We start from the raw sequence: 24,226 nt of genomic DNA, 5'->3' as shown, positions 1-24,226 counted from the left end.
ACCCCCCGGATCATCCGAACGACAGGGGCAGGAAGTCATACCGGGCCGGGCGACCGAGGAGTCCCCGGCTGGGGACGATCAAAAAGGTAACGGGCGGGCGGGTTCGGCCGGGTGTCCGCGCGACCGGCGTGCGTCGGCGGTGGCTGCGGCGGAGAGGATGGCCACCGCCGCGACCGCGGCGGCGAGCGGCGACATGTGTATCGCGACGGGATAGCACAGCAGCAATGCCGCAAGGGCCACGTAGCGTGAGGGGGAGACGCGGGCGACACATGGTATTCGAGCCGCGCCCGGCCGGCGATGAAGAGGGCGGGGCCGAGCAGGATGGGCGCGATCCAGGTTGCCGGGGCGTGACCGAGGGGCTGTTCGATGGTGATCTCGTAGCCGAGAGCCGTGGTCACGACACCGACGATCATGATGAGGTGCGTGTCGGCGGCAGACCGGCCGATGACCGACGGCGCTCGGGAATGTGCGATCGCCTCGGCGAGAATGTGCCCCGCCCGGTAGTAGTACAGGCGCCACAACGCCGCCGAGGTGAGCGCGGCGACGACGAAGGCGAGGGTGTGGTCGCGGTCGAACGGTCCGGTGCTGTAGGTGAAGCCGATCACCAGGATCGTCTCACCGAGCGCGATGAGGAAGAACTGCTGGTACCTCTCGGCGAGGTGCTCCGCGGTGATGTCCCAGCGTTCTGGTTCGGAATGCCCCAGGCCCGGCAGGGGCCATCCGGTCCGCGCCGCAGCATACTCCACGGCGAGGGCGGCTGCCCAGGCCGGCACGAGGACTGGACCGTCCACGAAGGCTCCGATGATCCACAGCGCGCCGGTGACGCCGTACGTGATCAACATGCGGCCTTTGAGCAGCCGGCGATCCCGGTCGTGGATCACGAGCATCAGGATCAAGGGACGGGCGAGTTGCCCAGCCGCGTAGGCGATGGCGAATGCCTCGGCATAGCCGTCGAAGGCGCGCGGGACCGTTACCCCCATCACCAGCCCGGCGCCAACGCCACGGCGACCACGGTCTGCAGGGCCAACGAATCCGGGTGGTAGCGGCTGGTGGTCCAGGCGGTTCCCTGCCAGAGGCCGAACAGTGCCAACAACAACAGCAGGGTCAGAAACGCCTGCCAGAGCGCCTGCGGCCAGGCTCGCCCGTCCGGCTCGATGACCATGTGATCGTAGACGCGGGACACGATTCGGGTCAGCGCGAAGACGAACACCAGGTCGAAGAACAGCTCGAGAAAGGTCGCCCGCGATTGGCGAGTCTGTGCTGGCGACGTCGGCTCCGCCGGATGGTGCTGCCACACGAATCCTCACCCCCGAAGAGGTCATAGCACGCGTCCCGGCATGGAATTCGTCGAATAGTCCTGACTCGTCTTGCGGTAGAGACACCGTCGACCTGCCGACGTGGTGCTGTGCGCCCTCAGGCGTGGTCGTTCGGGGCTGGGCCGACGTCGATGGGCGCCTTGTAGATGTGGACCGGGTACTCGACGGCGGCGGCGCCGGTCAGCCCGGCGGTGCGGTTGAGCTGGGCCGCGGGCATCCACAGGTGCCGTCTGCTGTCGATCCAAAGGGCGTCGCACCAGACGAGCCGCGGATCGGTGAGGAATGGGCTCATCCGCCGGTCCGGAGCGATGGTCAGGAGTCGGCGGTTCTCCACATCGCTGAGGTAGATGGTGCCGGCCGCGTCGATGGCGGTGCCGCCGGTGGTCGGGGTGTCGGCCCAGTGCTGGACTTGATCGCCCAGCCTCTGCGCGGATGTGGCCGGATTGTCGAGGTAACGGGTCTCGACCCGGGACATCGGTCCGGACAGCGGTTGGAAGTACAGGTAGCGCCCGTCCGGTGACACCTCGATCTGGTCGCAGTGCACCCGCAGCTCGGCGCCGTGCGCGTCGCGCAGGACCTGCCCGTCGGCGTAGAGCGGACCCTGGTTGACGGTCGCGGGGTGGTTGTCCAGCACCCGGCGGGACCGGCCGCTGTCCAGGTCGACGACGATCAGGCCGGCGGCACCGGAGTCGCTCACGTAGGCCAATCGGCCGTTGAACCGCACATCGTCGATGTAGCTGTGCTCGTACGTCGCCGGACCGAGGTCGTAGCTACGATGGACCTGGTCGCGGTCGAGGTCGACCGAGATCAGCCGGGCGCCCCCGGGTACCTGCGGCTGGCCGAGGCCGGCGGCCCCGGCGTCGACGATCCACAACTGCCCGTCCGGCCCGACGCGTAGCGCGTTGACATGCACGAACCGTCCCCGCGGGTCGTGTTCGGCGCGCACCTCGTTCCACCTCGCATCCGGGTACGGCGCGAACCGGCCACCCGTCAACGCCTCGGCCACCTGGACACCGGGTCCGTCCGTGGACGGGTAGCTGACGAACAGTCTGCCGGAGGTGGTCGTCGTGACACCGGTCCAGACCCGGTCGCCCGAAAGCACAGGTATCAGGCGAGGATCCTCCCGGCCGGGCATCGTGGCCATATGGGTGAGTCCTTCCTTCGTCCGGCGGGACCCTGGTCACCTGCTGTCGAGGCGGCCCTGGTCCGACCGGTTTCGACGTGCGCCGCGTACCCCTGGGGCGCAAGGTCAACCGCGCCGGCCGACAACGTGCTGATCCGCCGCGACCTCGTCGTCGCCGGGGACTGAGGATCCGGCTCACCTGCTGGCTCCGAGGAGGTCGTCCGCGATGGGTGTCCAGTAGGGCAAGGAAGCCGCCATGTGTTCGCGGGTTCTCGGTGGGCGTCTGCCGTGCCTGCCCGCCTGTGCCACGAGCGCGCCACTATGTCCGATCGGCAGCAGCGCGATGGTGAGCGTCATGGCGACGACCAGTCCGATCTGCCACGCACCGTAGCGGATGACATGAAGCGCGGAGTCGCCGACGACGAGACCGAGCCCGACCCGAGCAGCGTCTCGGCGGTTCGCCGGGCACGTTGACCGATCGCCGGCGCGATCGTGCCGGCCGTAGCGCTGGGAGCGAACACCGGCATGGGGTTGTGCAGGAAATCCCGGGCAATCACCCAGGACAGCGCGGCGGCCAGACCCGCCTGGGTGGCGATCAGCACGATGACCGAACTGCCGGCGGAGGATCCGTGCGCCGGTTCCGACCCGGTCGGGCACGTCGACGGTGGCGCGTTCGGCGAGATCGGCTGCCATCTCGGGAAATGGGGACAGCACCGATCGTCGTTGCCCTTGACCATGCACGCTCTTACCCGCCCCGCCCCGCCCCGCCCCGCCCCGCCCCGCCCCGCCCCGCCCCGCCCCGCCCCGCCTCACCGTGAACCTGCCCGCGCCGACAGCGACACCGAGCCGGCTCCCCTCCGCGCTTCGAGGGAGCATTGCCGCGTTCGCCACGTAGACGCACCTGCCGACCTCGCCCGTCAGCGTGGCGTGCGGTCTGTTCACCGACAACGGTCGGCGGGTGATCGCGGCCCAGGCACGGTTCTGCCGGACGTGGCGGACTCCGGGCGTCCGCGGCGGCCTCCGACGGTGCCGTGCGCTGAGCGCTTTCGGTCGCTCGACGCGACAAGGCGCCCTCGACAAGTGCGCCTGCGGGTGCGACCGTGAGTCTGGCCGGGGCGCCTGGATCAGGCCTGCTGGTGGTTCGCTTCGAACCGCTCGCGGGTCAGGAACGCCAGTTGTGCCCGCTTGTCCGGCATGTCGATCTCGGAGGCGAATGTGAAGCCCTCGGTTCGTAGGCGTCGCAGCGCGGCCTCGTTGCGCACGTCCGGCTCGACCACGATGCGCTGCGCGGCGGGATCTCGTAGGAGGAAGCGGGCCAGGGTCGGGCCGACGGCGGTGGTGAGGCCGCGGGCGTAGCGCCGGGGCGGGTTGAGGAGCAGGTGCATCCCGACGTCGCCGGGCTGGACTGGGTAGCGTTCACCGACCGGGTCCGCCTCGGGCTGGTAGGTCTGGAACAGCCCGACCGGTTCGCCGTCGAGCAGGACCAGGTACGCGTGATGGGTGTCCAGCCCGTCGAGGAACGTGTAGATCTCGCGCACGTCGTCGAGGCTGTGTCCACCCATTCCCCAGAACGCGTTGCGGGGCAGGGTGACCCAGCCGTGCAGCAGTACGGCGTGCTGGTCGGGGCGCACCGGCTCCAGCGTCAGGTCGCCGAGGTCGGGAATCTGTTCCTGGTAGATCACGATCGTGTCCTCCTTCGGGGTTTCGGCGAGGGCGGGTGGGCAGAGCGGGATCAGGTCGCCGACGGCCCAGTCGGCCAGACACTGCTGTTGCCAGCGGGCGTCGGAGACGCCCTGGACGCTGCGGGTATTCAGCCCTCGCAGCCGTATCGGCGAGGATCACCCGCCAGCCCTGGAGTGGCAGTTCCCTCAAGCGGTCAACTTAGGCTACCCTCACCTAACTAAGGTGGACCTTACATGGAGGGGCTCGTGAAACGGAACTGGGAGGGCCTGGTGCTCAAGGCCATGGGGGGCCGGGACTTCCGGCTCACCGTGCTGGACACCGAGTCGGTCGATGGGCACTACCAGCGCCTGCTCCTTGATGACGGCGGGCTGCTGGCGGCCTGCGGCACGCACCCGACGATGTGGATCCGGCTCTGGTTCGACAACGACGGACGGGCCCACCAACGGGCCTACACGCTCGTCGATCCTGACCCGGCCACCGGGCGGTTCACCCTCGAGTTCGCCGTGCATGAGGGATGCGCCGCCCGCTGGGCGACCACCGCGCGGGTGGGCGACACCATCGACGCGACCGTGCAGGGCAGTGCGTTCGCGCTGCCCGACCCGGTGCCCGAACACCTCTACCTGGTCGGCGACGCGGCCTCGCTGCCGGCGGTCAACAGCCTCCTCGACGCCGGCGCGGACATCCCGGCAACGGTCTGGCTCGAGTACGCCCACGAGGGCGAGAAGGCGCTGACCCTGCGCGCCCGCGCCCACCACGACGTGACGTGGGTGCGCCGCCGCGACGACGGCCGGCACCTGGTCGACACCGTCTGCACAGCGCTGCCCGCCGTCGGGACCGCGCACTACTGGGTGGCCTGTGAGGCGGCCAGCACTCGCGGCATCACCCGGCACCTGCGGCGCACGCTCGGCGTCGGCAAGCACCAGCTCACTGCGCTCGCGTACTGGCGTGCCGTCTGATGGGCCGCCTCGGGACGCTCACCGCGCTCTACGTCACGCAGTATCTCGGCATCGGCTTCATCACGGTGGGGCTGACCGCGATCCTGCGCGACGGCGGCACCTCGCTGGACACGTTGGCGCTGCTACAGGTGGTCGGCCTGATCTGGCCTGTCAAGTTCCTCTGGGCGCCGCTCCTCGACCGCTACGGCTCCCGGCGCCGCGGCCACTACCGCTCCTGGCTGCTGGTGCTCCAGGCCGCGTTGGTGCTGACTCTGCTGGCGCTGCTGCCCTTCTCCCGGCTCGCGGACCAGCTGGGTCCGGTCATCGCCGTCTGCGCCGTGTTCGTGTTCTTCTCCGCGACCCAGGACATCGCCGTCGACGCGGTCGCGGTGCGGCTGCTGGCCGCGTCGGAGCGGGGCACCGGCAACGGCATCCAGGTGGCGGCCAGCTATCTGGGTAACCTGCTTGGCGGCGGCGTCTGCGTGCTGGTGTACGACCGCTTCGGCTGGGCTGCGGCGGTCGGCCTGCTGGCCGCGCTGACCGCGATCGGGCTGCTTGTGGTGTGGCGGTTCCGGGAACCGGAGCGCACCGATCGGATCGTGCGCATCGGCGGGGCCTACCGGGCGCTGGTGTCGGTGTTCGGGCAGCCCGGCTGCCGGTGGTGGACCTTCGGCGTGGTGCCGCTGGTCTACGTGGGCGCCGGCATGGCGTACGCGCTGGTGACGCCAGCACTGGTGGACGCCGGCTGGTCGCTGGGCCGGATCGGCGTGGTCACCGGCGTGGTGACCAGCGTGCCGGCGATCGCGGCCGGCCTGATCGCCGGTCTCGGGATCGGCCGCTTCGGGCGTGCCGGCGTGCTGGTGGCCGGCGGGGTCACTCTGGCTCTATCCACAGTGGCGTTGCTGCCGCTGATGAACGGCCGCGCGCCGCTAGGCGGCACGGTCGCCGCGCTCTGCTTCTTCCTGGCCGCGTACACGATAGCCAACGTGGTGCTCTACACGGTCAACATGGACTACTCCCGGCCAGGCAGCGGCGGCACCGACTTCACCGTGCTGTCGTCGTTCGGGCTGGTCTGCTCGTTCGTGGCCGCCTCGCTGGGGCTCACCGCCGCCGACCGGTTCGGCTACCCGGCCGTTGCGCTGGCGTCGCTGGTGCTTGTCGCCGCCGGGGTGGCGGTGGGCGTGACGCACCAGCGCCGGTTCCCGCCGTCCGGGCCGACGATCCGGGCGGCTCACCCCCAGACAGACTTGCTCGTCAGTTGAGGCTGCAGTCGCCGCGCATCCTGTCCGTACTACCGCTGGGAAGCCGCATGAGTTCGCTCGGGAGCCCGACCGGCACCGCGCTCGCCGGTGCCGGCCGCGCCGCTGCCAACGACGCCGCGTCTGCGGCGCTGCGGGCCGCCGGCACCTCGGCCGAACCGCTCAGCCGTCTCGGATCGTCGCTGGTGCCGACACCGTGACGCTCGACTCCACGAGCGTCGGCCCGGCACCCGGCGCTCTGCCGACCGCGAGCGCGGACGGGGCCGCCGCGCCGCCGGCCGCCGTGCCGCACCGCTGGCTGATCCTGGCGGTGCTCTGCCTGGCCCAGCTCGTGGTGGTGCTGGACAATACGGTGCTGACAGTGGCCGTGCCGGTGCTCACGGTCGAGCTGGACGCGGGCACGGCCGACGTCCAGTGGATGATCAACGCGTACGCGCTGATGCTGTCCGGGCTGCTGCTGAGCGCCGGTAGCGCCGTCGACCGGTACGGGCGGCGACGGATGCTGCTGGTCGGGCTGGCGCTGTTCGGTCTCGGCTCCACGGCGGCCGGGCTTGCCCGCACTGCCGAGCAGTTGATCGCCGCCCGCGCCGGCATGGGAGTGGGCGGTGCGCTGCTCGCCACCGCCACCCTGGCCGTTGCCATGCAGGTCTTCGACGCCGCCGAGCGATCCCGGGCGATCGGCATCTGGGCGGCGACCAGCGCGCTGGGCTTCGCCGCCGGGCCGCCGATCGGCGGACTCGTCCTGGCTCACCTGCCCTGGGGTGCGATCTTCCTGGTGAACGTCCCGATCGTGGTGGTCTGCCTGCTCGCCGGCCGGATACTGGTCCCGGAATCGCGGGACCCGACCGGTGGGCGTCTCGACCTGGGCGGGGCCGCGCTGTCTACCGCCGGCCTGACCGCGATCGTCTGGGCGATCATCTCCGGTCCCGAGCGTGGATGGGCGTCGGCGCCGGTGCTCGGCGTGGGCACAGCAGGAGTGTTCCTGCTGGCGCTGTTCGTCGGCTGGGAGCGGCGGTGCGCCCACCCCATGCTGGATATGCACTTCTTCCGGGACCGCCGCTTCGTCGGCGCGGTCTGCGGCGTCGTGCTGATCACGTTCGGCGCCACCGGGGCACTGTTCCTGCTCACCCAGCAGCTTCAGTTCGTCCGCGGCTACCCGGCCTGGGAGGCGGGGCTGCGGATGGCACCGTTCGCGTTGTCCATCGTGGCGCTCAACGTCGGCGGCGTGGCCGCGCTGGCGATCCGCCGGCTCGGCCTGCCGACTGCCATCGCGGTCGGCATGACCCTGCTGGCCGCCGGTCTTGCGCTGGTCACGCACGGTCCGTCCGAGGGCTACGCCACACTGCTGGCAGGGCTGCTGGTCATGGGTACGGGATGCGCGCTGGCGAACCCGGCCATCGTGGAGGCGGTGATGAGCGCGATCCCCACCCACAAAGCCGGTGCCGGAGCCGGTGTGGACGGCACCATGACCGAGGTCGGCAGCAGTCTGGGGGTGGCGGTGCTGGGCGCGGTGCTCAACGCCCGGTTCGGCGCGCTGCTGCCTGCTGCGCTGGCCGGCGCCGGCTCGTTCCCGGCCACGCTGGCCGCCGCCGGGCCGGACCGGGAGGAGGCGGTGACCACCGCCTTCGCCGAGGCGTTGCGGACCGGTCAGACGGTGGGCGCGTTCGCTGTCCTGGTCGGTGGTCTGGTTGCCGCCGCCCTGCTGTGGCGTGCCGATCGGTTGGCGGCCGGGGGCCGGCGTCCGACAACCTCCACAAAGCTACATATTTAGGGTAGGCTGCCCTAAATGCCGGTTCGGTCTAGGAGGTTCGATGCACCTTTACCTGACCGCGCTGAACCCCACCGACGCCGTCCTGGAGGGCTTCCTCCCGGCAGCGGACGCGCTCGGCCTTCCGGCCACGGTGCTGACCGACCGGCCCGGCGAGTGGCCAGCCGACGTGCCGGTGCGGCGCTGCGCGGTCCGCGACCCGGCTGCGATCGTCGCGGCCACCACCGCCGAATCGCCCGCCGCGCTGCTGTCCAACAGCGACCATCTTCAGGAGGCGACCGCTGTCGCCGCCGACAAGCTCGGCCTGCCGGGCAAGGACCCGGAGGCGGCTCGGCGCTGCAAGGACAAGGCCGCCATGCGCCGCGCGCTCGCCGCCGCCGGACTGGACCCGGTCCGGGCGATAACCCTCGACCCGGGTGCCACCCCTGCGGTCCCGGCCGACCTGTTCCCCGCCGTGCTCAAGCCCCGCGACGGTGTGGCCAGCGAGGACGCCTACCTCGTGACCGACCGGCGCGAGCTGGCCGCACAGGTCACCGCGATCCGGCGGCGGCGGCCCGAGGTGGTTCTCATCGTCGAGGAGTACCTGGCCGGCGAGCTGCGCACCTACGACACGCTGGGCGACAGCGGATCGCTGACGGTGCTGGGTGGCTGGCGCACCGGCCTCGGCGCACCGCCGACCTTCACCGAGGTGAGCCTCGACTGGGCGCCTCCACCTCCCGCCCACGATGCCAGGCTCCGCGCGCTGCTCGACGCGCTCGGCGTCGGCTTCGGCGCCTGCCACACCGAGTACGTCGTGCGGCCGGACGGAATCCGGCTGATCGAGGTGAACGACCGGCTCATCGGTGACCGGATGGACCTGATCCTCACCGGCCTGCTCGGCGTGCCCCTGTTCGCCCACGTCATCCGGCTGCACCTCGGCGAGCCACTGGCCGCGCTGGACCTGCCCGACCCGGCCGCCCTGAACAGGTACGCCCGGGTCGAGTACGTCTGCGCCGACCAGTCCGGCCGGCTCACGGCGGCGCCCGGGCCCGTGGACACCGTCCACGACGGAGTGCGGCTGTCGTGCCGTCCGATGCGGGAGGTGGGCCGGGTCGCCGAGCGCACCGGCACCAACCGCGACTACCTGGCCGCGCTGCACGGCATCGGACCCGACCCCGACACCGTCCGGGCCGCGCTCACCGCGTTCCGGGACGACCTGAGCTGGACGATCACCGGATGACCGACCACAGCGAGCAGCAGGTCTTCGTCCGGGTGCTCGACGCGCTGCTGCGCGAGGACCACATCGGCCTGCTCCGGCGCGGCCGGCTCACCGTGACCGGCCGGTGGGAGGTACCGCACGCCGGCGGCTTGCTGCGCATCCCGGTCCGCGCCGACGGTTTCCAGGCGATGCTGCGCTGCGCGACCGCCATGCTTGACGTCCGCGACGCCGAGGGCCGCGAACGCCGGGTGGACACCCTCGACGCTCTGCTCGCGGTACTCGCCCCGGTCGACGACCCGGAGGCCGAGGCCGGCTGGCAGACGTTCATCGCCGAGTGCCACGCCGACCTGCGGGCCCGTCGGCTCGCCACCCGGTCCCGGCCGGCGGTGTTCACCGCCGTGGCCGCCGAACGGGTGACCACGCCGGCCGGCATGCCGGCGGCACTGCTCGACGACGTGCTCGCCGCGCACGCCGGTCATCCGGTCTACCCGACCGACCGCTGCCGGCACGGTCTCGGCGACGACGACCTGACCCAGTACGCCCCGGAGCACGCACCCCGCTTCGCGCTGCGTTGGCACGTCGCCCCCCGGACGGCGGTACGGCTCACCGGTCCGCTGCCGGCGTGGTGGCCGGCCGCGGACCGGGCCGGCGACGTGCTGCTGCCGGTGCACCCGCTCACCGCGGCGCGGCACGCGCTGCCGGTGACCGACCGGCCGGTGGTGACAGTGCGGCCCACACTCTCCATGCGCACGGTGGCGCTCGCAGACGACCCGTACACGCACCTGAAGCTACCGCTGCCCACCGCCACGCTGGGCGCGCGCAACCGGCGCGGCCTGCGGCCGGCCACGCTGGCCGACGGCGCGGCGGTGGCCGGGCTGCTCGACCGGACCGCTGCGGCCGAACCCGCTTTCGCGGGCCGGATCCGGCATGCCGACGAGCGCACCTTCGGTCACGTCGGCGACGACGACCGGCGGGCTTTCCTGCTCCGCCGGTTCCCCCGGGACCTGGCCAGCACCCGGGTGGTGCCGGTGGCGGCCCTCGCCGCGCCGGACCCGGAGTCCGGCACGGTGCTGGAGCGCATCGGCGGCGGCCGTCCACAGGCCGTGCTCGACGCCTACCTGGACCTGCTGCTCGACTGGCACGTCTGCCTGTGGCTCCGGTACGGCGTGGCGCTGGAGGCCCACCCGCAGAACATTCACCTGCTCCTCGCGCCGGACGGGACGATCGGCCTGCTCTACAAGGACGACGACGGTGCCCGCCTCGACCCGCGCCACCGCGGCGCGGTGACACTGCGGGACGCACGGATGTGGGTCACTGACCCCGGCGAACTGGCCGACGTGTTCGTCACCATCACCCTTCACCTGGCCGCCGCTGCGCCGCTGCTGGCGCTGGCCGCCCGCGGGGTCCCGGTGCCGACGCCGGCCGCCGCGCTGACCCCGCGACTCATTGCGGCCCGGGACCGGTGGGGCGATGGCCTGGCGGCGCGGGAGTTCACCGAACGGGTGCTGCGCGCCGAACGGCTTCCGGTCAAGGCGATGGTCACCGCCGGCACCCTGCTACCGAAGCAGCGGCTCGGATGCGCCGACGTGAACAAGTTCTACCGGCACACCGGTCCGAACTATCTGCGGGAGACGCGATGACCAGCACCGGACTGCGCCCCCGGGCAGCCTGGCACACCCACCCTGCGGACCTGGCCGCCGCTCACGCCGTGTTCGGCTGCCTGGCCCGCGAGGTCGCCACCCCCGCCGACGTCACCATCACCGGCGACGTGGTGCAGGTCTGGCTGCCGTCCACCGGGGTGACACTACGCTGCACGGCGGCCCGGCTGTCCCCGGTCGGCACGCATCGCTACACCGGTCCGGTGCGCCACCGGCCCGACGGCGGCCCGTGGCGCGACCTGGACGCCGAAGGGCTGGCCAGTCTGGTCGCCGCGGAGCTGACCGCGCGCACCGGCCACAACAATCCCGAGTTCCTCGACCAGGTACGGGCCAGCCGGGACACGGTGGCCCACCTGCTGGCCGGGCGGCCGGCCGCCGACCTCAATCCCACGAGCGACCCGGCGATCGACGCCTACGTGGCGTCCGAGCAGTCGCTCGTCCTCGGCCACCCGCACCACCCCACCCCCAAGTGGCGCAGTGGCGACCCGGACGAATGGCAGGCGTACGCGCCGGAACTGCGCACCGAGTTCCGGCTGCACTGGCTGGCCGTGCCGGACGACCTGGTGGCCGAGGCCGGGCCGGTGGACCCGATGCTGGCCGCCCTGGAACCGCCGCGCCCACCGGCCGGGCACCGGGTGCTGCCGGTACACCCGTGGCAGGTGACGCTGGTGCCGCCGACGCATCCCCGGGTGCGCCGGCTCGGCCTGGCCGGGGCGCCGGTCCGCCCGACCGCGAGCGTCCGCACGCTCTACTCTCCCGACGCCGACCTGTTCGTCAAGACCAGCCTGCACGTGCGGATCACCAACTGCCTGCGCAAGAACGCCCGGTACGAGCTGACCGCCGCAGTCGCGCTGACCAGGCTGCTTGCCGGGATCCCGCTGTCCGACGGCGTGGCGATGCTCGCCGAACCCGCGTACCGGACCATCGACGCGGCCGGCGCGGACGAGGCGTACGGGACGATCCTGCGCACCGGCTTGCGCGCCCATCTGCGGCCCCAGCAGACCGCGGTGCTAGCGGCGGCGCTGGCTGCCGCGCCGCTATCCGCGGCAGACCCGGTGGCGTGGTGGCGGCGCTACGTCGGGCTGCTGGTGCCGGCCGTGCTGGATGCGTGGTTGCGGCACGGCGTGGTGCACGAGCCGCACCTCCAGAACGTCCTCGTGGTGCGCGACGCCGACGGCTGCCCGGTGCGAATGCTGCTGCGCGACCTGGAGGGGGTGAAGCTGGACATTAGCCGATGGACGAGCTGGCCACCGGGGTTGCCCCGGCAGGTCGGGTACGACGCCCTCCAGGCCCGCCAGCGCGTCGTCTACTGCCTGTTCGTCAACCACCTGGCCGGGATCAGCGGCGCTCTCGCCGACGCCCGGCCGGGCATCGAACCGGCCCTGTGGCGGGAGGTGCGGGACGTGGTCGCCGCGGTAGCCGCCGACCTGGGCGAGCCGCCCGAGCTGCGTGCCCTGCTGGCCGGTGAGCCGCTGGTGGCCAAGGCGAACCTGCTGGTGCGATGGCGGAGAGATGCGGACCGGGCAGCGCCGTTCGTGCCGGTGCCGAACCCTCTCGGCGGTCGCGCGTGACCCGGCCGGTCTATGTCCACGACCTCGACGCGCTGGCCGGGCACGCCCGGGCGATCCGCGCCGCCTTGCCGCCGGAGGTCGAGCTGCTGTACGCGGTGAAGGCGAACCCGGAGCCGGACGTGCTGCGCACGCTGGCACCGGTCGTCGACGGCTTCGAGACCGCCAGCCGGGGCGAGTTGCGACGCCTCGCCCAGGTGCTGCCCGAGCGGGCGGCTGCCGCGTACGCCGGTCCGGGCAAGACCGACGCGGATCTGGCCGCGGCACTCGCCGCCGGGGTGGCCCGGATCCACGTGGAGTCCCCGGCCGAGCTGCGCCGCCTTGGCGCGCTGGCGGTCTCCGCCGAGGTGCGGGCGCGGGTGCTGCTGCGGGTGAACCTGCCACTGGAGGCGCCCGGGGCGAGCCTGGTGATGGGCGGGCGTCCCAGCCCGTTCGGAATGGACCCGGCTGAGGCGGTGGCCTGCGCCCGCCGTCCACCGGCCGGGGTCGAGGTGCGAGGCGTGCACGTCCACCTGGCCAGCGGACTGGACGCGCCGCTCGCCGCCATGGTGGCGGAAGCCGTGGTCCGCTGGTCGGTCAGCGAGGTCGGGGCCCGGGAGGTAGACGTCGGCGGTGGCATGGCAGTCGACTACGTGGACCCGGCAGCCCGCTTCGACTGGGCCAGCTACGGGCGGGCACTGGCCGGCGTGTGCGACGCGTATCCGGGGGTGCGGCTTCGCGTCGAGCCGGGCCGGTCGGTCACCGCCTACTGCGGGGCGTACCTGACCGAGGTGATCGACGTGAAACGCTCCTACGGCGAGTGGTTCGCAGTGGTCGCGGGCGGCACCCACCACCTTCGTACACCGGCGGCCAAGGGCCATGCGCAGCCGTTCACCGTGCACCAGCGGTACAGCGGTGACGGGCCGTGCACCGACGGCGGGCCGGTCACTGTAGTCGGGCAACTGTGCACACCGAAGGACGTGCTGTCCCGCACGACGCACGCCGGGCCGGTGGGCGTCCGCGACGTGCTGGTGTTCGCCATGGCCGGCGCGTACGCCTGGAACATCAGCCACCGCGACTTCCTGCTCCACGAGCCGCCGGATTTCCGTACCGGCGACCCGCACCGCGTCGCCGCCGAGTGGGGCGGCCGGCCGATGACAGGTCAGGACTTGGCGCGGTCATTCCGCCAGTAGCTTATAGACGCCAACCCGGCCGGCGGCACCCGGCGATCCGCGGCTTGGTGGAAGATGCGCGGGCTACTGCGATCACGGGCAGCGAATTTCGCGCTCACGTGCCGCGGGCGGGGTGACTGCCGGGCCGCGGTCTGGTCGTGCGGGCGAGCAGGTGCACGGACGACAGACTTAGGATGAGCAGGATCAGCGCCTCCCGCACCGGCAGCAGGATGGTCAGCGGAGCAAGCGCGGCGACCAACAGGGTCAGGGCCCGGGGGCGGGTCACGGTACGGCGTGCGCGCCGCCACACGAGGTGGTCGGTCAGCAGGAAGACGATTAGGCCGCACACGAGAATGACTTGCCCGGCCGGCGTCGCCGGGCCGAGCTGTCCGGGTATGGCCAACGATGTGCGCAGGCCGAAGGCGACCAGGACGAGGCCGACGACCAGGAACAGGTGCAGGTACGTGTAGGCGTCCCGGGCCAGAGTTCCACGTTGCCGCGGCGTGGTCAGCTCGGTGAACCGTTCGCCGATGACGACGTCGGTGCCGACGTAGGTCCACCAGAGGGCGGACAGCAGGAGAGCGCCGAGTGCTACGCAGAGGAGCGCGGGTCCGGAGGCGGGCAGGCCGGCGACGGCCATTCCGGTGGAGATCACCGCTTGGCCGAGCGCGATGAGGATGATCAGGTTGTAGCGGCCCATCCATTTGCTCACCTGACCGAGCTGCCAGTTGCGGGCTCCGGTGAGATAGCCGCTGCTCAGGTCGACGGCGATGCCGGCCACCCAGAGCGCTGTGCTCAGGGGTGTCGCCGGGCCGGTGGCCCCGCCGGCGAGCACGGCGCCCACCAGCAGTACGGCGGCGACACACGTCGGCGCGGCGGCTCGTATCACGGCCGTGGGCAGCGCGGTGTCTCGCCGGAGCGGGATCCAGAGCGCGGCGAGTTGCAGGACGCGCACCGCCACGTACGTGAGGACGACGATCGCGGGACCGGGCAACCCTCCGGGCACGTGACTGAACGCCTGTGGCGTGGCGATCCCGAGCATCAGGGTCAGGGTCACCTCAGTGAGCACGATCAACCGCCGGACGTTCGCCGACCCGCGCACCACAGTCGTGTACCAGGTGTGGTTGATCCAGGACCACCAGAGCAGGGCGAGGACGGCCAGCCCGTGGAACACGCCGGTCGCCCCCGGGTGCCGGGTCATGAGGACAGTGACCTGGATGAACGCGTACACGAACACGAGGTCCAGGAACAGGTCTTCCGGGGTGGCCTCGACCTCGCGCCCGGCCGTCACGGCGACCACCCGGTGCAGGCCGCGGTGACGCTTCCGGAGCACCGTCACATGCGCGAGCACCACGCAGACCAGGGCCCCGGCGAGGATCCCGAGCGATGCCACGGCCTCCACCGTGCGGGCCACCGGCGCCAGCAGCGCGACCAGGACGATGCCGAGTAGCGGACCCCGGCCGATTCGCCGGACCATGCGCCACTCGAACGCCACCAACCCGAGCAGGTACAGGACGACCCCGCCGTAGAGACTGAACAGAGCCGGGGCGTCCCACTTCTTTGCGGTGTCGATCTCGGTGGCGCCCAGCGCGTGCTTGAGCCCGAACGCCACCAGGATGAGCCCGGCGATCATCGGCAGGTGCAGGAGGGTGTACGCGTCGCGGGCCAGCCGGGACCGGGCGTGGTGGGGGACGGACTCCAGCGTCTGTTCCGCGTCGAGCGCCGCGATGTCGAAGTACGCCCACCAGAGGAACGCCACGACGAGGAGCGCGAGCCCGGAGCCGGCGAGCACGGACCAGGTGATCGCGGGTGTGCCGGCGAACCCCCGGCTCGTGCCGATCGAGATGATCGTCTCGCCCAAGGCGATCAGCATGATCAGGTTGTGCCGCTCTGCCCAGTGCCGCACCGACCTGAGCTGCCAACTGCCGGTGCCTGGAGCGCGCAGCCCGACGTAGTCGACGGCGGTCGCCACCGCGAAGAGCAGGATCTGCAGCAGCCCGGCGCTGCGTCCGGGTGCGAGGTGGCTGGGCAGCAGCGCCCCGCACAGCAGCAGGACGGCGCTGGCGGCCAGGGGTAGCCAGGCCTGCCGGGCGGGTGCGATCGACTGCTGCGTCGAGCGTCGCCGGCTCCGCATGATGATCAACAGCGACACGGCTCGGATGCTCAGAAAGCCGACGACGAAGACGAGAGGTGCGGAGAGCCCGGCGTGCCGGTCGACGAACACATCCGGAATCGCGACGGCGACCAGCAGGAGCGCGGTCGCAACCATGAACATGACGATTGGCAGGATCCCGCGGTCGAGCCGGACCAGGTTTCCGACCCAGGCGTACCCGGCCCAACTGCGCCACAGCAGCAGGAGCACGAGCCCGCCTTGGACCAGCGCGTCGAAGGCCGACCGCGCGGCCATGAGGCCGGCGACGTTCATGAAGGCGAAGACAAACACGAGATCGAGGAAGAGCTCGGCTCGCGTCACCCCGCCGTGCGTCGCGACCAGGGTTCGCCGGACGCCCAGCCCGGCTCCGGCCACCTCATCCTCTCCGCTGGTCACCCGACCACTGTTGCAACCTCTCATGCCGCCGACAGGTGAATCCGCGACCGTGCGACGACCTCGGCGTGGAACGAGCCCGGCCGGTCCGCGATCGCCGATGCCGACATCGCCCACGCCACGTGCGGCGGGGGCGATGACTCACGGCGCCGCCGACGCCTGGCCGCACTCCCCCCGGGGCAGAGGCAGGTGCCCTCGTGGTGATTCATCCCGTACGGCCAGCCGGTACGGCCTCGTCTGCCCCCGCGCTCGCGCGGTGGCCCAGTACGACAAGCGCTACGGCGAAGGCAGGTGCCCGTCCGGCTGGCCGACCTGCCGGACCAGCGGCCGGGCAGGTGCAGAGCCCTCGGTCCGTGCGTTCCGCGCCGCGCCGGTAGGGGCCAGGGCCAGCCGTCGGCGCCGGAGAGAGGCGACTACCTCGTCGGCGGCACCGACCATTCCACCCGGGGCGGTTCAGACCGGGTTCGGCGGCGCGCATCCGCCGACCACGACTACCGCGACCCGGCCCATCTTCTAGCCCCTCGTCACCCTCTCGTCGCACGCAAGCACTCCGCTGCCGCGACGGCTTGCTGTCCCGCAGGGCGGACACACCGACCACGTCGGCCCACCGCCCCATACGATGGACAACGGCGCTGGTGCGCCCCCCGCCGCGCGAGTGGGGCGCCGTAAGAGGGAACCCGGTGCGAATCCGGGACTGCCCCGCAGCGGTGAGTGGGAACGACAGCCGTCAACGAAGCACTGGACCGCGAGGTCTGGGAAGCGACGGCCAGTAGGTGACCGGGTGGATCCGGTCGTGCCGCGAGTCCGAAGACCTGCCCGCACTGCGCGTACCGCCGGTGCGCGCCGTCGGCGGCCTCTCGGGAGGGCCAGGGCGGAAAGCCGGTACGCGACAGCCGTACCCCGCCTTCCCCTTCCCCCGTGGCCGCCAGGCACCTCGAGGGAAGGACCACAGTGACAACCTCATTCGGGCAGAGCACAGTGCTCGGCTACCCCCACATCGGCGCGCACCGCGAGTTGAAGAAGGCGGTCGAGGCCTACTGGGCGGGCCGGATCGACGCCGAGAAGTTGGCGGCGACCGCTGCCGCACTACGGGAGGAGGTCTGGCGGACGCTGCGCGACGCGCGCCTGGATGCGATCCCGTCGAACACGTTCTCCTACTACGACCACGTGCTCGACACGGCCGTCGCTGTCGGCGCGATCCCGCACCGGTTCGCCCGCCTCGGCCTCGGCGATCTCGACACCTACTTCGCGATGGCCCGGGGCGTCGATGCCGAGCCGGCGCTCGAACTGACGAAGTGGTTCGACACCAACTACCACTATCTGGTCCCCGAGATCGGCTCCGACACCACCTTCGCGGCGAATCCCGACAAGGCGCTGCGCGAGTACCGTGAGGTCCGCGATCTGGGAATCGACAGCCATCACCGGATCGGGCCGCATCGAGGGTGGGGCGGGGTGGCCGGTGTGCTGCGGGGAGGGTTCCTCATCCGCGACCGCAAGTACACCGCCGCCTTTCGATCACGCCTTCGCCGCCCGAACTCGGCGGAGATGTCCGGGGCGCAAGACGGCGGAGAGCGTGGTGCTGTCGGAACACTGAGCGCAATTCGGTCCCCCGCCGATGGCCAAACTCGGACGCCTGCCGGACGCCTGGGTCAAGTCCACCGGTAACAACGCAGCGCTCGTGAGGGCAGACCGCAGGGTCCGCGGGTACCGGGGTCCCGCGCCTCCCGGCCTGCCGGTCAAGGCGCCGATCCGATGGTGGGCAGGCCGCAGGCGCCGACGGGGCCCAGCCCTGGGACGCTCCGGTGCGACCTCCGCGACAACCACCCTCAGTGGCTGCCCTGCACCCGCAGCGAGTACAAACCCTGGCCTCCCCAGAAACCCATAAGGCCAACTCTGTGGGCGAAAGGTGCGTAGCGTTCAGGTGGGCCTGTGCCGAGGACCCACCCCACCGGCAGAAAGGGTATGAGATGTCGCTCGACGCGTTCCGCATCCCCGGCGGCTCCTTGGACGACTTGATCAGTCGGTTCTTCGGCGGAGACCCGTTCGCGGGACGTCCGGTGGAGCGGGTCGACCTGTCCCGGCTGCTCTCCACCGAGTCGCGGCAACTGCTGCAACGGGCAGCCGAGCAGGCTACGGAGTGGGGCAGCCCGTACCTCAATGTCGAGCACCTGCTGTGGGCCGCCGCCCAGGCCGACCCCACCCGCCGGATGCTCGGCGCGAGCGGCGCCGACCCCGACGACCTGGCCCGCCAGATAGAGTCGGCCGTCCCCAAGGGCAGGCCACGCGAGGACACGCCTCCGCTCGCGCCGGCGGCGAAGCGCGCCCTGCTCGACGCGCACCGCGAGTCGCGACGGTCCGGCGCGACGTACATCGGCCCCGAACACCTCCTGCTCGGCATCGCCGCGAACCCGGAGACGACCGCGGGCCGGGCGTTGCGGGCGCTCGGTGGGGCCGTCACCGGGCCCACGCCGCCGGCGGGCGGTGCCGACGGGCGCGGAGCCAGCAGCACCCCCACCCTTGACCAGTACGGGCGGGACCTCACCGAGGACGCCCGGGCCGGTCGGCTCGATCCGGTCGTCGGCCGTGATGACGAGATCGACGACACGATCGAAGTGCTCTCCCGGCGTACGAAGAACAATCCGGTGCTCACCGGCGAGCCGGGCGTCGGCAAGACGGCGATCGTCGAGGGCATCGCGCAGCGCATCGTCAACGACGAGGTGCCCGAAACCCTGGCCAACCGGCGTGTGGTCGCACTCGACCTGTCCGGGATGGTGGCGGGCACCAAGTACCGCGGTGAGTTCGAAGAGCGCCTGAAGAACGTGATCCAGGAGGTGACGTCGGGCGAGGACGGGCTGATCCTCTTCATCGACGAACTGCACACCGTTGTCGGCGCGGGCGGCGGTGGCGAGGGGGCGATGGATGCCGGCAACATGCTCAAGCCCGCCCTGGCCCGCGGCGAACTGCACGTGGTCGGTGCGACGACACTGAACGAGTACCGTCGCTACATCGAGAAGGATCCTGCGCTGGAGCGCCGGTTCCAGCCGATCCTGGTGTCGGAGCCGAGCGTGGAGGACACCGTCGCGATCCTCAAGGGCATACGTGACCGGTACGAGGCGCACCATCAGGTGCGCTACACGGACGAAGCGCTGGACGCCGCCGCTGAACTGTCCCACCGCTACATCACCGACCGGTTTCTGCCGGACAAGGCCATCGACCTGCTCGACCAGGCGGGGGCCCGGGTCCGGCTTCGTTCCCGCACACCCGCTCCGGACAAGAAGGAGATCGAGAAGCGGCTGTCCCAGCTGCGCCGGGAGAAGGACAGCGCGGTGGCGAACGAGGATTATCAACGCGCGGGTGCGCTGAAAGCCGAGATCGGTGCGGCCGAGCGGGACCTGGCGGCGGCGCAGGAGGGCACGCCTCCGGTGCCCGAGGTGCATATGAGCGACATCGCCGAGGTGGTCAGCCGCCGTACCGGTGTTCCCGTCACCCAGCTCACGGAGGTGGAGAAGCAGAGGCTGAGGCGCATCGAGGAGCAACTGCACGAGCGCGTGGTCGGCCAGCACGAGGCCGTACGGGCTGTGGCGGCCGCCGTACGCCGATCGCGTTCCGGGCTGAGCGACCCCCAGCGACCCGACGGGTCGTTCCTCTTCCTCGGCCCCACCGGCGTCGGCAAGACTGAACTGGCCAGAGCCCTCGCCGCGGCGCTCTTCGGCGACGAGTCCAGCATGATCCGCTTCGACATGAGCGAGTTCCAGGAGCAGCACACGGTCAGCCGGCTGGTCGGAGCGCCCCCGGGCTACGTCGGGTACGAGGAGGCCGGTCAGCTCACCGAGGCGGTCCGGCGCCGGCCATACTCGGTGCTGCTCTTCGACGAGGTGGAGAAGGCGCATGCGGATGTGTTCAACGCGCTGCTGCAGGTGCTCGACGACGGTCGCCTCACCGACGCGCAGGGTCGCACGGTCGATTTCAGCAACACCATCCTGATCATGACGAGCAACATCGGCGCGGACCGCATTCTGGCCGCGCAGGCGGCAGGGCGTCCGGTCAACGACCAGCGCGAGGAACTGATGGGGCTGCTGGGGCAGCGGTTCCGGCCGGAGTTCCTCAACCGGATCGACGAGATCATCGTCTTCACCGGCCTGGACCGGGACCAGCTCCTTGAGATCACCGGCCTGCTGCTGGACCGCACCCGCCGTCGGTTGCACGCACAGAACATCAACCTCGAGATCAGCCCGGACGCCACGCAGTGGCTGGCCAACCGGGGCTACCAGCCCGAGTACGGGGCGCGGCCACTGCGGCGCAGCATCCAGCGCGAGTTGGAAGACCGGCTGTCGACCCTGCTGCTCGATGACGGGGCGAATCCGGGCGACACCATCGATGTCAATGTCGTCGGCGGCGAGCTCGACCTCTCGGTCCGGCCCGCCGCCGTACCGGCTGGCACGTGACACCCGACGAGCAGCTCGGCGAGCCGTCGCGGTGTGTCCCGGGGGCTCCACCCCGGCGAGTTGTTGCAGCAGATCATCCAAACCGCGGCCGTGCTGGGAGGGCTTGACGACGACGCCGGCGCAGGCCGGTCAGCCTGCGGGACAACCGCCCGGCCAACCCCCTGTGCCTGAAGGACGTCGCCATCGGCCCCCAATGCGTAGAAGGCGCTGCGCCGCACGGGCGGCATCCGCTGCACCCCACTGAATGACGGCACCGTGAGCGCCGGACCGGTCGACGTGACGGTCAGTCGCTGACAACCGGCCGCCATCACCGGCTGGCCGTCTGGAGGCGGCCGGTGATCGTCCTCAGGCAGCGCCGACGTCGGTGGTGAAGGTCGCGAAGGCGAGCAGGCCGGAGTAGGCGGCCAGGCCGATGGTGAACCAGGTGAAGCTGGAGTGCCTTTCGGGGGCCAGTTCGTCGACGAAAATGTTGAGCAGGATTCCGCCACCCAGGAAGGCGGTGAGCACGTTCATCAGCACGCCGGTGGGCTGGACGGCGACCGCGGTCACCCAGCCGCCGGCGGCGCCGGCGACCAGGACGAGGCGCCACCCGGTGGTGAGGCTGACCGGGAAGTGCTCGGCCAGGACGCCGTCGGTGGCCAGCACGTGCAGCCCCATGGCGACGGCGAACAGCACCGCCGGCCCGAGCCCCGCGTCCAGCTTAGTCGCCAGGGTGTACGTGATCAGGCCGCTGTACAGGGCGAAGAAGCCGAGCTGGAACCCGAAGACCAGCCGGGTGGGCTCTTGCCGGCGCTGCTGCGAGCGGTGGGTGACACGTTCCAGGGCGTAGAACGTGAAGAAGCCGACCAGCGCGACGAGGAACAGCACGAATCCGCGGGCCGGGGTGGGCCTGATCTCCTCCTCCAGGACGTGGGCCACCGCCTGGTTGCCCTCCGCGAGGCGCGGCAGCAGGTAGAGGAACACGTACGCGGCGGCGATGCCGCCACCGAGGGACGTCGCCGCGTGGGTGGGCACCGGCAGTCTCCGGCGGATGGCCGGCGCGAGAAGGTGCAGGGCTCCCAGCGCCACCGCCGCCGCCAGCGCCGCCCACAGGCTGCCCGCCCGGGTGAGCGTCACCGGGGCGGTGGGTTGCCGGCGGCCGGCTTGGAGCCCTGGAAGATGCCGAACAGCCAGAGCAGGGAGGGCGCCAGCAGCAGCGCTCCGACCGCGAGGACGGCGAGCACCGTGGCGAGCACGGTGGGATCACCGGCCGCCTCGGTGACGGTCAGGTCGGGCGGCAGCAGGTCTGGGTACTGGGCGGCGCCCCAGGCCCAGAGGACGGCCGCGACCGCGAGGGCCGCGGTCACCCGCACCGCCCGGTAGCGGCCGGTGGCGATCAGCACCAGCGACCCGAGCCCCGCGGCGAACGAGAGCAGCACCAGGGCGAGCGCCCGGCCCCGAAGATCGGCGAAAAGGTCCGGCGCGTCGGCGGCGACGACGGCCAGCCCGGCCGCCGCGCCGACGCCCACCGCTATGCCGGTGACCAGGGCGCGGCGGCGGAACTGGGCCACCAGGTCGGCGGCACCGGCGCGGCGCGCGTCGTGGATGAGGTAGACCGCGGCGAGGTACGCGCACACGCCGATCGCGAGCAGTCCGCCGTAGATGGAGGTGGGATTGAGCCAGCTGCGCCAGATGTCACCCTCGGTGATGCCGGGTGGGACGCGACCGGAGGCGACTGCGCCGACGATCGAGCCGAGGAAGAACGGGGTGGCCACCGAGGAGAGCGCGAAGGTGGCGCCGTAGAGGCGTTGCTCGGTGAGGGTGTGACTGGCCTTGCGGAAGGCGAAGGCCGCGCCACGACCGATGATGCCCAGCGCGGCCAGGGTCAGCGGGATGTAAAGGGTGGAGGCGAACGCGGCGAACGCGGGCGGAAAGGTGGTCCAGAACAGGGTGATCACCAGGATCAGCCAGACGTGGTTGGCCTCCCACACCGGGCCGATCGAGTGCGCGATCAGTTCCCGGCGGGCTGCGCCGCGGCGCGCCCCGCCGGCGAGGAGGTCCCAGATCCCGGCGCCGAAGTCCGCGCCGGCGAGCAGGGTGTAGAGCGTCAGACCGGCCAGCAGCACCCCGAGCAGGACGTCGACGACGGTCATCGGCCGCTGTCCACCGGTTCGGGTACGCCCTCCTGCGGAGCGACCGGCTCGTCGCGGTGGCAGGCCATCCGCCACAGAACCGCGACGGTGGCGACGGTGAGCACCGCGTAGACGGCGGCGACCAGGGCCAGGCCGGTGGCCAGGCCCGGCGCCGGATTTACCGCCTCGGCGGTGCGCAGCACGCCGTACACGATCCAGGGTTGCCGCCCGACCTCGGTGACGACCCAGCCGGCCTCGACCGCGACGGCGGCGGCGACCCCGGACAGGGCGGCGGCCCGCAGGAACCACGGCGAGCGCGGCGGACCCCGACGCCGCCACCACGCAAGCGCCCACCAGGCGGAAAGCGCCACCAGCCCGAAGCCGATGGCCACCATCAGCTGGAACGCCCACTTGACCACCGTCACCGGTGGCTCCTGATCGTCGGGCACCTGGTCCAGGCCCATGACCACGGCGTCCGGATCCCACCTGGCCAGCAGCGACAGGGCGTTGGGCACCTCGACTGCGTACCGCAGTTCCCCGTCGACGTAGACGCCGCCGAGCGAGAGCGGCGCGCCGGCCTCGGTGCGGGCCAGCCCCTCCATCGCGGCGAGCTTGGTGGGCTGGTACTCCGCGACGAAGTGCGCCGCCCAGTCGCCGACCACGACCTGCACCGGGGAGAGCACCGCAGCAACGGTGAACGGGATGGCGAAGCCGAGCCGGTGGTAGCGGTCCCGGCGGCCGCGCAGCAGGGCCACCGCGTAGACGCTGGCGATGCCGAAGCCGGTCACCATGAACGCCGCGACGATCATGTGCAGGGTCTGCGGCGGCGTCGCCGGGTTGAACATCGCCTGCCACGGCCTGACGTCGGTGACCTCGCCGGAGACCAGGTCGAAGCCGCGGGGCTGGTTCATCCAGGCGTTTGCCGACACCACGAAGAACGCGGACGCCACGCCCGCGACACAGACCGGCAGTCCGGAGAGCAGGTGCACCCGGGGTGGCACCCGGTCCCAGGCGTACAGGTAGATCCCGACGAAGATGGCCTCGACGAAGAACGCGATGCCCTCCATCGCGAACGGCAGGCCGATCACGTCGCCGAAGCGGCCCATCAGGCCGGGCCAGAGCAGCCCCATCTCGAACGACAGGATGGTCCCCGACACCGCGCCGACCGCGAACAGCACGCCCATCGCCTTGGCCCAGCGGTGCGCCAGCCGGGTGAAGGTCGGGTCCCCGGTGCGCAGACCGCGCCACTCGGCGAAGACGGTGACCGCCGGCATGCCGACGCCGAACGAGGCGATCACGATGTGCCAGCCCAGGGACAGGGCCATCTGCACCCGCGCCGCCATGAGGTCTCCCGGGGCGGCGTCCTGGGCGAGCAGGTCAACCAGCATCGGGTTCCCCACCTTCGTTGCGTGTCAGCCCTATGGTGGTCTAACGGCCCGGCTGCTGGTCGGCAACGCGAATGCCGC

17 protein-coding genes, 1 pseudogene and 1 riboswitch are annotated in these 24,226 nt (G+C 71.7%); of the genes and pseudogenes, 10 read left to right on the top strand and 8 right to left on the bottom strand.

All coding sequences use genetic code 11. From position 1 onward, the window contains the following. Positions 1-35 precede the first annotated feature (35 nt). From FB454_RS32625 to FB454_RS32610, 4 genes and pseudogenes are all read right to left on the bottom strand, one after another. A pseudogene (locus FB454_RS32625) lies at positions 36-1,183 on the bottom strand (low temperature requirement protein A). A 230-nt stretch (positions 1,184-1,413) separates the two neighbouring features. Next, positions 1,414-2,418 (bottom strand): L-dopachrome tautomerase-related protein, encoded by a 1,005-nt coding sequence (locus FB454_RS32620; protein WP_161801663.1) that lies wholly within the window; start codon positions 2,416-2,418, stop codon positions 1,414-1,416. Between the two features lie 374 nt (positions 2,419-2,792). Beyond that, complete coding sequence (locus FB454_RS32615; protein ID WP_141722639.1) at positions 2,793-3,176, bottom strand: aromatic acid exporter family protein; 384 nt, start codon at positions 3,174-3,176, stop codon at positions 2,793-2,795. A 387-nt stretch (positions 3,177-3,563) separates the two neighbouring features. Beyond that, a complete protein-coding gene (locus tag FB454_RS32610) occupies positions 3,564-4,121 on the bottom strand; it encodes a GNAT family N-acetyltransferase (protein WP_013476155.1) in 558 nt (185 codons plus the stop codon). Between the two features lie 246 nt (positions 4,122-4,367). Here FB454_RS32610 and FB454_RS32605 point away from each other — a divergent pair, with 246 nt between their 5' ends. Genes FB454_RS32605 through FB454_RS32575 form a run of 8 tightly spaced genes read left to right on the top strand, consistent with a single transcriptional unit; the run spans position 4,368 to position 13,680 of the window. Further along, a complete protein-coding gene (locus tag FB454_RS32605; RefSeq protein WP_013476156.1) occupies positions 4,368-5,078 on the top strand; it encodes a siderophore-interacting protein in 711 nt (236 codons plus the stop codon). Beyond that, a complete protein-coding gene (locus FB454_RS32600) occupies positions 5,078-6,319 on the top strand; it encodes an MFS transporter (protein ID WP_071098668.1) in 1,242 nt (413 codons plus the stop codon). Before FB454_RS32605 ends, FB454_RS32600 begins: the two co-directional genes overlap by 1 nt. Positions 6,320-6,366: 47 nt before the next feature. After that, positions 6,367-6,516, top strand: a complete 150-nt coding sequence (locus FB454_RS35145; protein ID WP_013476158.1) for a hypothetical protein — start codon at positions 6,367-6,369, stop codon at positions 6,514-6,516. Then, the gene (locus FB454_RS32595) at positions 6,513-8,087 is read left to right on the top strand and encodes an MFS transporter (protein ID WP_083395349.1); all 1,575 of its coding nucleotides are present in this window, start codon (positions 6,513-6,515) and stop codon (positions 8,085-8,087) included. The genes FB454_RS35145 and FB454_RS32595 overlap by 4 nt, the downstream gene beginning before the upstream one ends. Positions 8,088-8,127: 40 nt before the next feature. Further along, entirely contained in the window at positions 8,128-9,303 is a 1,176-nt protein-coding gene (locus tag FB454_RS32590; protein WP_071098670.1) for an ATP-grasp domain-containing protein, read from the top strand. Next, entirely contained in the window at positions 9,300-10,922 is a 1,623-nt protein-coding gene (locus FB454_RS32585) for an IucA/IucC family protein (RefSeq protein WP_145824162.1), read from the top strand. The genes FB454_RS32590 and FB454_RS32585 overlap by 4 nt, the downstream gene beginning before the upstream one ends. Continuing rightward, positions 10,919-12,511, top strand: a complete 1,593-nt coding sequence (locus tag FB454_RS32580; protein WP_013476162.1) for an IucA/IucC family protein — start codon at positions 10,919-10,921, stop codon at positions 12,509-12,511. The genes FB454_RS32585 and FB454_RS32580 overlap by 4 nt, the downstream gene beginning before the upstream one ends. Then, a complete protein-coding gene (locus FB454_RS32575) occupies positions 12,508-13,680 on the top strand; it encodes an alanine racemase (protein ID WP_071098676.1) in 1,173 nt (390 codons plus the stop codon). The genes FB454_RS32580 and FB454_RS32575 overlap by 4 nt, the downstream gene beginning before the upstream one ends. Positions 13,681-13,774: 94 nt before the next feature. On the opposite strand, the gene FB454_RS32570 is transcribed toward FB454_RS32575, so the two are convergent. Next, positions 13,775-16,207, bottom strand: coding sequence for a low temperature requirement protein A (locus FB454_RS32570; protein ID WP_186461711.1), 2,433 nt, complete (start codon positions 16,205-16,207; stop codon positions 13,775-13,777). Between the two features lie 613 nt (positions 16,208-16,820). Further along, a riboswitch (cobalamin riboswitch) is annotated at positions 16,821-17,038 on the top strand. Positions 17,039-17,182: 144 nt separating this feature from the next. Here FB454_RS32570 and FB454_RS35615 point away from each other — a divergent pair. Together FB454_RS35615 and FB454_RS32560 are read left to right on the top strand one after the other, a co-directional pair. Beyond that, a complete protein-coding gene (locus FB454_RS35615; protein WP_357155295.1) occupies positions 17,183-17,869 on the top strand; it encodes a uroporphyrinogen decarboxylase/cobalamine-independent methonine synthase family protein in 687 nt (228 codons plus the stop codon). A 302-nt stretch (positions 17,870-18,171) separates the two neighbouring features. Continuing rightward, positions 18,172-20,649: an ATP-dependent Clp protease ATP-binding subunit gene (locus FB454_RS32560; RefSeq protein ID WP_114920792.1), complete on the top strand. Its 2,478-nt coding sequence runs from the start codon at positions 18,172-18,174 to the stop codon at positions 20,647-20,649. A 345-nt stretch (positions 20,650-20,994) separates the two neighbouring features. Here FB454_RS32560 and FB454_RS32555 read toward each other — a convergent pair whose 3' ends face one another. Genes FB454_RS32555 through FB454_RS32545 form a run of 3 tightly spaced genes read right to left on the bottom strand, consistent with a single transcriptional unit; the run spans position 20,995 to position 24,148 of the window. Further along, positions 20,995-21,765: a hypothetical protein gene (locus FB454_RS32555; protein WP_030275002.1), complete on the bottom strand. Its 771-nt coding sequence runs from the start codon at positions 21,763-21,765 to the stop codon at positions 20,995-20,997. After that, positions 21,762-22,781, bottom strand: a complete 1,020-nt coding sequence (locus FB454_RS32550) for a cytochrome d ubiquinol oxidase subunit II (RefSeq protein WP_071098683.1) — start codon at positions 22,779-22,781, stop codon at positions 21,762-21,764. The genes FB454_RS32555 and FB454_RS32550 overlap by 4 nt, the downstream gene beginning before the upstream one ends. After that, a complete protein-coding gene (locus FB454_RS32545; RefSeq protein ID WP_091331579.1) occupies positions 22,778-24,148 on the bottom strand; it encodes a cytochrome ubiquinol oxidase subunit I in 1,371 nt (456 codons plus the stop codon). The genes FB454_RS32550 and FB454_RS32545 overlap by 4 nt, the downstream gene beginning before the upstream one ends. Positions 24,149-24,226: the final 78 nt, after the last annotated feature.

Source organism: Micromonospora sp. CNZ297 (genome assembly GCF_007827625.1).
The sequence above is the reverse complement of the archived record's forward strand: the minus strand, read 5'-3'. Positions and strand labels throughout refer to the sequence as shown.

Bases quoted from the DNA above. Each gene is read 5' to 3' on its own strand.
- FB454_RS35145 (WP_013476158.1), top strand. From the start codon at position 6,367: ATGAGTTCGCTCGGGAGCCCGACCGGCACCGCGCTCGCCGGTGCCGGC.
- FB454_RS32545 (WP_091331579.1), bottom strand. From the start codon at position 24,148: ATGCTGGTTGACCTGCTCGCCCAGGACGCCGCCCCGGGAGACCTCATG.
- FB454_RS32600 (WP_071098668.1), top strand. From the start codon at position 5,078: ATGGGCCGCCTCGGGACGCTCACCGCGCTCTACGTCACGCAGTATCTC.
- FB454_RS32615 (WP_141722639.1), bottom strand. From the start codon at position 3,176: ATGGTCAAGGGCAACGACGATCGGTGCTGTCCCCATTTCCCGAGATGG.
- FB454_RS32585 (WP_145824162.1), top strand. From the start codon at position 9,300: ATGACCGACCACAGCGAGCAGCAGGTCTTCGTCCGGGTGCTCGACGCG.
- FB454_RS32550 (WP_071098683.1), bottom strand. From the start codon at position 22,781: ATGACCGTCGTCGACGTCCTGCTCGGGGTGCTGCTGGCCGGTCTGACG.
- FB454_RS32580 (WP_013476162.1), top strand. From the start codon at position 10,919: ATGACCAGCACCGGACTGCGCCCCCGGGCAGCCTGGCACACCCACCCT.
- FB454_RS32560 (WP_114920792.1), top strand. From the start codon at position 18,172: ATGTCGCTCGACGCGTTCCGCATCCCCGGCGGCTCCTTGGACGACTTG.
- FB454_RS32590 (WP_071098670.1), top strand. From the start codon at position 8,128: ATGCACCTTTACCTGACCGCGCTGAACCCCACCGACGCCGTCCTGGAG.